Origin of the sequence: Solihabitans fulvus (assembly GCF_008386585.1) — a bacterium.
GTDB lineage: Bacteria > Actinomycetota > Actinomycetes > Mycobacteriales > Pseudonocardiaceae > Solihabitans > Solihabitans fulvus.
This window is the reverse complement of sequence record NZ_VUOB01000179.1, coordinates 1-7,505: the sequence shown is the minus strand read 5'-3', so window position 1 is coordinate 7,505 and position 7,505 is coordinate 1. Positions and strand designations below refer to the sequence as shown.

General features: G+C 70.9%; 11 protein-coding genes and 1 pseudogene. 3 read left to right on the top strand and 9 right to left on the bottom strand.

The features are described from left to right. Positions 1-657 (bottom strand): annotated as a pseudogene (locus F0L68_RS43055) (hypothetical protein); the annotation flags it as partial. 22 nt (positions 658-679) lie between these two features. Beyond that, the gene (locus F0L68_RS41170; RefSeq protein ID WP_149855344.1) at positions 680-1,891 is read right to left on the bottom strand and encodes an AAA family ATPase; all 1,212 of its coding nucleotides are present in this window, start codon (positions 1,889-1,891) and stop codon (positions 680-682) included. A 104-nt stretch (positions 1,892-1,995) separates the two neighbouring features. Here F0L68_RS41170 and F0L68_RS41165 point away from each other — a divergent pair, with 104 nt between their 5' ends. Then, on the top strand, positions 1,996-2,250 hold the full coding sequence (locus F0L68_RS41165; protein ID WP_149855343.1) for a hypothetical protein: 255 nt from the start codon (positions 1,996-1,998) through the stop codon (positions 2,248-2,250). A gap of 19 nt (positions 2,251-2,269) precedes the next feature. On the opposite strand, the gene F0L68_RS41160 is transcribed toward F0L68_RS41165, so the two are convergent. From F0L68_RS41160 to F0L68_RS41130, 7 genes are all read right to left on the bottom strand, one after another. Beyond that, the gene (locus F0L68_RS41160) at positions 2,270-2,503 is read right to left on the bottom strand and encodes a hypothetical protein (protein WP_149855342.1); all 234 of its coding nucleotides are present in this window, start codon (positions 2,501-2,503) and stop codon (positions 2,270-2,272) included. A gap of 169 nt (positions 2,504-2,672) precedes the next feature. Continuing rightward, positions 2,673-3,125, bottom strand: a complete 453-nt coding sequence (locus F0L68_RS41155) for a hypothetical protein (protein ID WP_149855341.1) — start codon at positions 3,123-3,125, stop codon at positions 2,673-2,675. A gap of 56 nt (positions 3,126-3,181) precedes the next feature. Then, positions 3,182-4,291 carry a GGDEF domain-containing protein gene (locus F0L68_RS41150; protein ID WP_223199614.1) on the bottom strand — a complete coding sequence of 370 codons (1,110 nt, stop codon included), beginning with the start codon at positions 4,289-4,291 and terminating at the stop codon, positions 3,182-3,184. A 3-nt stretch (positions 4,292-4,294) separates the two neighbouring features. Then, complete coding sequence (locus tag F0L68_RS41145; protein ID WP_149855340.1) at positions 4,295-4,498, bottom strand: hypothetical protein; 204 nt, start codon at positions 4,496-4,498, stop codon at positions 4,295-4,297. Positions 4,499-4,590: 92 nt separating this feature from the next. Then, a complete protein-coding gene (locus F0L68_RS41140) occupies positions 4,591-5,007 on the bottom strand; it encodes an RRQRL motif-containing zinc-binding protein (protein ID WP_149855339.1) in 417 nt (138 codons plus the stop codon). Continuing rightward, positions 4,985-5,296: a hypothetical protein gene (locus F0L68_RS41135; RefSeq protein ID WP_149855338.1), complete on the bottom strand. Its 312-nt coding sequence runs from the start codon at positions 5,294-5,296 to the stop codon at positions 4,985-4,987. Before F0L68_RS41135 ends, F0L68_RS41140 begins: the two co-directional genes overlap by 23 nt. Before the next feature lie 102 nt (positions 5,297-5,398). Next, positions 5,399-5,647, bottom strand: coding sequence for a hypothetical protein (locus F0L68_RS41130; protein ID WP_149855337.1), 249 nt, complete (start codon positions 5,645-5,647; stop codon positions 5,399-5,401). Between the two features lie 703 nt (positions 5,648-6,350). On the opposite strand from F0L68_RS41130, the gene F0L68_RS41125 reads away from it, so the two are divergent. Both F0L68_RS41125 and F0L68_RS44130 read left to right on the top strand, forming a co-directional pair. Next, complete coding sequence (locus tag F0L68_RS41125) at positions 6,351-7,127, top strand: ParA family protein (RefSeq protein WP_149855336.1); 777 nt, start codon at positions 6,351-6,353, stop codon at positions 7,125-7,127. 139 nt (positions 7,128-7,266) lie between these two features. Continuing rightward, positions 7,267-7,505, top strand: a 239-nt coding sequence (locus F0L68_RS44130) for a hypothetical protein (protein ID WP_223199613.1), incomplete at its 3' end; no start/stop codon positions are given.

Genomic DNA, 7,505 nt, shown 5'->3' with positions numbered 1-7,505 from the left:
GGACGGGGCCTGCGGGGGGGACGGGGCTGCCGGCGGCGGGCCGGCCTCCGGCGACTGGGCCGCGGCCATGGCCGGGGTGCCGGCGCCCGCCGCGTCGGCCGGCACGGTGCCGTCCTCGGCAGCCGCCGCAGCGGCGGCCTGCACCGCGTCGGACACCGCCTGCGCGGCCTCGGCGGCCTCGCGCTGAGCCTGGGCGGTGCGTTGGGCCTGGGCGTGGGCGTCCTTGGCGCGCTCCAGCATCCGGCGCAGCCCCTCGGCCTGGGCGAGCACGGCCATCGCCGCGGCGTAGAGGTCGCCGGCGGTCTCGCGGCGCAGCTCGCCGAACTCCGGCGAGTCCAGCACAGTGGTGATGACCTGGTGGTTGACCATCCGGGAGGGGTCCATCTCGGCCCGCTCACGCACCTGCGGGCTGGTCTTGTAGGCGCCGAGGAACACGTCGGTGAGCAGGTCGGTGGCGTAGTCGTGGCGTTCGCCGAGGTCCTCGGCCAGCTCGCGCAGCGCGGGGGCCTGATCGTAGGTCTCGCGCCAGGACATCGCGTCGAACCGGTCGGCGACCACGGCCGTGGTGTGCACGGGGGCGGCCGGAGTGTCGGCCAGGCCGAGCCACCGTCCGGCGCGGCGCGCCAGGTCCTGGAGCTTGCTCGCCTTCCTACCCATCGTCGGCACGCCTTTCCGCTGCTCAGAGTTGGGTTTGGACCATGCTGGCGTCGACGCCGAGCGCCTCGGTGAGCACCCGGGCGTGCACGGCACGTTGCTGAGTGATCACGCGGTCCAGGGTGGCCGTCGAGCGGCCGGCGGCCTGGGCGGTGCCGCGCATCGCGGTCAGCGTCTTCCCTGCCTTGGCGAGCTTGGCGTTCGCCTCCTTGATCGCCCACTCCGACAGTGCCTCGCGGGACTGGCCGGCCTTGGCGTCCAGTTGGGCCTCCAGCTCGGCGATGGCGTCGGCCAGGTCCAGGGCTTCCTTGGCGTCGGGGTTGACCAGTTGCAGCACTTCGCGTTCCACGGTGGGCCGCTCGGTGGGGCTGTCCCACAGCACGTGGGTGAGCACCGCCAGGTCGTTCTCGTCGACCTCGGGGCGCCCGTCGAGGTAGGCGCTGGCCTGGAGCAGCCGCACGGACTGCCGCCAGCGCCGGTCGGAGGAGATCAGCTCCTTGCGTCGCAGCGCGGCCCGCAGGGTGCACACGGCGTCGACGATGCCGTCGGGCACCCCGACCGCGGGCACCTCGACCTGCACGGCGTGCTGGAGCGCGGCGAGGTCGACCGTGGTGCGGGCCGTGGCGGCGGGCAGCGCGACCGCCGAGCGCACCAGGGCGGCGAAGTTGGACGGGTCGGCGAGGTAGCCGACCTCCAGGCGAACCAGCAGCCGGTCGTAGATCGCGGCGGTGTCCTCGCCTGAGGGCAGCTCGTTGGAGGCGGTGATCGCGGCGATCAGCGGGCAGGCGATCGGCGCCCCGCCGTTCTCCGGGTGGTAGATCCGCTCGTTGAGCAGGCCCAACGTCTCGTTCAGGGAGGCGACCGAGCACTTGAAGATCTCGTCGATGAAGGCGATGTGCGCGGTCGTCGCCCGGCCGTCGTAGACCTGGCGGTACTCGCCACGAGTGAGGGCGGCGACGTCGATCGGGCCGAACATGCGCTGCGGCGCCGTGAACTTGGACAGCAGGATCTCCCAGTACTGCGCGTCGGTGATCCGGCTGGTCAGCTCGCGCGCCAGCTCGCTCTTGGCCGTTCCGGGCGGCCCCAGCACCAGCGAGTGCTGGCCGGCCAACACGGTCACGACCAGCGTGCGCGCCACGTCGTCGCGCTCGTAGAACCGGTCGGCCAGTTCCTCGCTGATCGCCCGCAACCGCGTCGCCGTGTCCACAGTGGCCGAGGTGCCCTGCGTGGTCGTCATCGGTCTTGTCCCCTCCAACCTCATCAATAAGTGGGTACCCACTTATTGATGAGACGATAGCACTACGGTCGACAAGTGGGTACCCACTTTGTAAGACTGGAAGGGTGACCAGCCAACACGGCCAGAAGCAGCGATCCTGGCGCCCTGAGCCCGACGAGTACGCCGATGCCAAGGCGGCGCTGAACGCCCGTGGCCGAAGCATGAGCGCCTACCTGCGCGCCTGCCTGCGCTGGCTCAACAGCGACCCCGATGCCGCCCTGGCCGCCCTCTCCCCCGTCTGGCCCGAACCGCGCCTCACCGGCCGGCCTCGCAGGACGGCACACCCCGCGAGCAGCACGGACAGCGTCGATGCGGAGTAGTCGACCGTTCTCCAACGGTTCACCGCCCCTCGTCGCCGAACAGGCGACGCAGACCGTGGTCGAGCAGTTGTTCGATGACTCGATCAGCGAGGTCCTGGCCGCCTTCGGCGGCCAGATGCTCCAGCACTCGCTTGGCGGCCTCGCCGTCGCGCTTGTCGATCGCGTCCCGTAGCGCGGTGAACTCAGCCTTGAGGTATGCCTCCATGTCGGCGTCGGTCGGGTTCATCGCGGGGTGATCCCCTTCGTCGCTCATCCGTCGGTCATGACCTTCCTCGTTGTCTCATCGGTTCGACACGGCCCCCGACTGATAGCCAAAACGGCCGTTTAGCACTGTTCTCGCCGACCTCGACGATGGCCGTCGAGGGGCTGAGCACGGCGGTGCCTGTGGTGCACAGGCCCCGCTCGGCGTGCTGCTGCCTGGTTCATCGGCGGCCGGCCGAGTGGGTCATGCAGGTGTCCCACGCGGTCCGCATCTGGTTGGCGTCCTGCTGGCTAGCGGCTTCCCATTCGCCGCATGGCGAGTTCGGATCGCCGCCGTGGTAGGGCAGCGGCGTGTTCAGCGCAGACCACATCTCGGGGTGCTGCTGCTGGGGCAGCGGTTCGTGAGCGCCGGCGGGACACGGGTCGCCAGCGCTCACGCGGTCGGCCTGGGCTGCGGTGATGGTGACCAGCCAGCCGTTGCCGGCGTGGTCGCTGCATTCGGCCTGGTGGGTGCCGGTGGTCGGGTGGTTGGGATCGCGGCTGTAGTCGATGCCCACCACGGTCGCCCCGCCGTCGTTGCCGGTGGGGTAGCTGACGGGGTCGCAGGCGGATAGGACGGCGACACCGGCGACGACCAGCAGGACCACCGCTGTCGCGGTCTTGGGGATCGACATGACGTTCTCCTCCGGGAGGCGAGTTGGGCGCGAGATCGGTGATGGCGAGGACCTCATCAAGCCCTCTGAGCAGCGGTTTCAGGCAGAGCGGCGGGGCCGTGCTCGCGATAGCGGCACCGCGGGGTGGGACAGATCCAGGAGGCCGGGCGGCGGGGGTCGACGGCGGGGTCGTAGAGCCGCCAGTCGCGCCGCAGCGCCTTGGCCTCGTACATGGCGACATCGGCGGCCGCGAGCGCCTCGGCCAGCAGGCCGGCCCAGAACTCGCCGGGCGCGGCGGCCGGGGCGGTGTCGTCGAGGCCGGGCAGGTCGCACAGCCACGCCACGCCCAGGGAGATGCCGACGTGCAGGTCGCCGAGACCGGACACCGGGATCGGAGCGGTGAGCGCGTCGGTGAGCTGGTCGAGCTGCCCGCGCACGGCGGGGAACTCCAGGCTCGTGATCAGGGCGAACTCGTCGCCGCCGAGCCGGGCAATCAGCGCGCGCGGGCCGAGCTCGGCGGCCAGGCGCTCGGCGACGACGCGCAGCACCTGGTCGCCGGCGGCGTGCCCGTACCGGTCGTTGACCGGCTTGAAGCCGTCGAGGTCGAGCAGGGCCAGGGCGTTGCCGTTGGTCAGCGCGGCCGGGGCGCGCGACTCGAAGCCCTCGCGACGCCACAGGCCGGTCAGCCCGTCGTGCTCGGCGTGTTCGAGCTGGACGCCGCGGGCGTGCAGCCGGCTGGCGCAGGCTGCCCACCCTGCCAGGGCAGCGACGCTGACGAGGGTCGTGAGCAGGACAAACACGGTGGCGCTCCCTTCGACGGTGGTGAGTTCGAACAGCGGGTGCATCTGCGCCTCCAGCAGGGCGGTGCGGGTGCGCTGCCGGGTCTGGGCGTGGTGGTCGGCGTCGTAGTGCAGGTGGCAGCCGTTGCAGAGGGCGCGCAGGTTGTCCGGGGCGCAGTGCTCCGGGACGTGGTCGAGGTGCGCGGTGGTGAGCACCACGCGGCTGCCGGTGCCGTAGGCGGGCTGCCGGTGGCGGTTGTGGCACCGGCCGTCGACGTCGAGGTGGTCGCCGGGCCGGCCGCACTCGCCACGGCATTCGCAGCGCCACCCCGCGCGTTCCTTGATCGCCAGGCTGATCTGCGGCCAGTCGGGCGGGTAGCGGCGGAGGTTCTCGGGGCGGATGGGCACGGGTCACCGCCCGTCCTGCCCGGCGCCGTGCGGCTCGACCAGGTCGACGTCGGGCTGGCCGTCGTCCTGATGCTCTGAGCAGCGAGTACTGCCGGGCAGGGCCTGCGCGGCGCACAACCCGCCGCCGTCGACGAACTCGTGCCGACACCAGATGTCGGCCTGGGGTGGCCACTCCCTGTCGAGCGGGAGCTGGGTGGGCAGCGGCATGACGTACAGTCCTCCTCAGTCGATCTCACATTATCTGTTCCATTTACTTAAAGTCGATTTTCTTTTTTTAAATCTCATAACTTGACGAAGGACTAGGCGGCCGGTTCGCCGAAGTCGCCCGTGGCTTGCATGCAGGGCCAGCACGTCCAGGTGCTGGTGGGCAGGTAGCGGTCGAACTCTCGGCGGCAGCGGCGACAGGTGCGGTGCGCGCGGCACATCGCGGCGACCGAGGCCGCCACGGCGAGGGTGTAGGTGCGGGCCGCCACGGCGAGGTCGACGCGGTACAGCTCGGCGACCTGCTCGCCGCAGCCGTGCTTGCGGAAGACCAGCAGTCCGAACGGGTCTTGCCCGGCACGACGGCGAAGCCGCTGCTCACGAAGCTGCGAGAGGGTCACCAGCCCGGCCGGCGCGGAGCCCCAGCACCACCAGGGCAGGCCGTCGCGGAACCCCGAGCACCACGTCCAGGTCCCGTCCCACAGCCGAAGGTCACGCAGCTGGGCGCGACGCATCGCTGCCGACCTCGGCCAGATCGGCCCACAGCTCGAACCGGGCGGCGGTGTCGCGGAGCAGCCGCGCGCAGGTCCCCCACACACGGCCGGCCCCGTCGGCGGCCAGGTCCGCGATCCGCTGCGCCTGGTCGGCGACACCGCAGGCCAGCGAGCTCGCGACCTGCCACTGCAAGCCGGTCAGCCCCTGGGTGCGCGCGTCGCGCAGCAGTTCGACCAGCCGGGCCGTGTCGGCCTCGGCGACTGCCAGGTGGACGCGCTGTTGATCGGTGAGCACAAGCAGGTGAGACACTGGTGACTCCTTCCCGGGTTGGGTTGGAAGAGCCAGGCGAGGCGTGGGAGTTGCTTCTCAGGGCGTCATTCACGCCCCGCCTGGAGCTTCTGTTCGCGCTGCTCAGCGCTCCAGGACGAGGGCCTTCGCCTCGTCGAGGTCGATGCGCCTGGCGCCGATGCCCCCGGTGTCGGGATGGACGGTGATCTGCCACGCCTGCCCCGAGCCGTCCAAGTTGAGGTACCGGCGGGTCCCGGCGTGCTTGTACTGCTGGATCACGGTGCCGCTGTACTCGACCGAGCCCATGTGCATCAGGTCGTCCAGCAGGTCCGGCACCTGCTGTTCGGCAGGTGACCAACGCTGATCAGCCACGGCTTCCTCCTGGTTTCGCTGTGGATCGGTTCGGTCCGCCCCTGCGCCGGTTGCCGCCGTGAGCAGGGTGTTTCGTGCCGCCATCGCAGATTATGCAGTAGTAAGTGCATAAAACAAGGCCGTCGGCCGAGATTGCGCCAGACTGGTGACGAGCGGAGGGCGCGTTGAGCGCGCTACGCGCCTTTCGCCCATCGCGAGCAGCGCGCGGTGTACGCCCATGAGGTACTACACGCATTGGCGCGTATGCACGCGATCGTGCTATGCGCGTACGCGCGCAGCGCGCCTATGCGCGCGGCGCTCCAGATCGCCCTGAGCGCTTCGCTCGACTGAGCGCCAGGGCGCGCTGTGTGCTCGCGCGCTCTCTGCGCCAAAGCCCGCGTTGCGCCCAGCGTGCGTTCGCGCCCTTCGCGCCTACGCTTCGTTCTCACGCTGGCGCCCTTCTCGCGTACGCGACTACGCGCCAGCCGCGCTTGGCTCATGCTGGACGCTCAGCGCGCGCTCGCGTTCACCGCGCCATACGTGTCCCGCACAGCCAGGGTGCACACGTACGGCGGGCGCTCCGCGCACGGTGGACAGGCTCGCGCGATGGGTGGGCGCTAGCGCTGCGGGGATGGTGCGCGCTGCCGCGCGGCTCGCGCGGTGCGCCCGCCTCGCGTAGGTGTGGCGCGTGCCCTGGCGGGTGGAAGTGGGGGAGGATGCGCGCATGAATGGTCTACGCGCTCGGGTGGAAGCGCTGCTCAGCCAGCACGGCTACCTGATCATCACGGTGGCGTCGTTCAAGGGCGGCGTGGGAAAGACGACGCTGGCGATCGAGCTGGCACACCACCTCAACGCGATCCTGTGTGACCTGGACTGGAACGAGGGCAACGCGTCAAGGGCGCTGGGACACCGGCATGACCAGCGGGTTCGCGCGCCTTTGTTGGACGCGATCGAGAAGGGCCGGCCGCCGATGCTGGTGCCAGGGGCGGCTCGGCGGCGCCCGGACCTGGTTCCCTGCCACCCCGACTTCCAGCCGAACGAGCCGGGTCGCGAGCAGATGGCCGACCTGCTCACAGCGTGGGCGAAGCACTGGGGCCGGGTCGTGGTGGTGGACACCCACCCCGGTGACGGCGAGTCGGCGTTCGGCGCGGTGATGGCCGCGCACCTGACGCTCACCCCGGCCTTGCTGGAAACCAAGCCTCTGGACGCGTTGGAGCAGATGCTCAACGACCTGGCCGCGTTTCCGCTGCTGGTGGTGCCCAATGCCGTGCCGTCGATCGCGCCGAGCTTCGAAGTCCGGCGGTTGGGGCAGATGACCGCACGGGTCGGGGCGCCGGTGTCCTCGCCGGTGTCGGCCCACAGGTGGCTCAAGACCCGCAAGAAGTACATGCCGGTGTCAGCAGCCCCGGCTATCCCCAGGGTGCACGAGCCCTACGTGTCCGAGATCAACACCATCGCTCTGGAGGCAGTGACCCATGTCGAGCGCGCAGCCGCAGCCTGATACCCCTTCTGAGCAGCAAGAATCCGCACAGCAGCAGCCTGGCGGCGGGCTGGGGGCGCTCGCAGCGCGCACCACGGAGGGCCGCCGTAGGCATCGCGAGCCGCCCACCCCGCGCCACCCTGTGCCGAAGTCACCTCCGGTGACCAGCGCAAACACCACTGGCGAGGTGGGGGAGGCCGGTCAGGACTCCCCGGATCGGGGCGCTGACGGCGGCGGTGCACCGACCGTGCCGCCGGTCAAACCGGCTGCCAGCAGCAGCGGCGAGCCTGCGAGCAGCGCAAACGAGCCGGAGACGGCCGGTGCCGGTGGGGAACACGAGCCTGACGGCGACACCCGGCCGAGCAAGCAGGTCCGGGGCGACCGCGTTCGCGGCCAGGA

Bases quoted from the DNA above. Each gene is read 5' to 3' on its own strand.
- F0L68_RS41170 (WP_149855344.1), bottom strand. From the start codon at position 1,891: ATGACGACCACGCAGGGCACCTCGGCCACTGTGGACACGGCGACGCGG.
- F0L68_RS41160 (WP_149855342.1), bottom strand. From the start codon at position 2,503: ATGAGCGACGAAGGGGATCACCCCGCGATGAACCCGACCGACGCCGAC.
- F0L68_RS41155 (WP_149855341.1), bottom strand. From the start codon at position 3,125: ATGTCGATCCCCAAGACCGCGACAGCGGTGGTCCTGCTGGTCGTCGCC.
- F0L68_RS41145 (WP_149855340.1), bottom strand. From the start codon at position 4,498: ATGCCGCTGCCCACCCAGCTCCCGCTCGACAGGGAGTGGCCACCCCAG.
- F0L68_RS41140 (WP_149855339.1), bottom strand. From the start codon at position 5,007: ATGCGTCGCGCCCAGCTGCGTGACCTTCGGCTGTGGGACGGGACCTGG.
- F0L68_RS41125 (WP_149855336.1), top strand. From the start codon at position 6,351: ATGAATGGTCTACGCGCTCGGGTGGAAGCGCTGCTCAGCCAGCACGGC.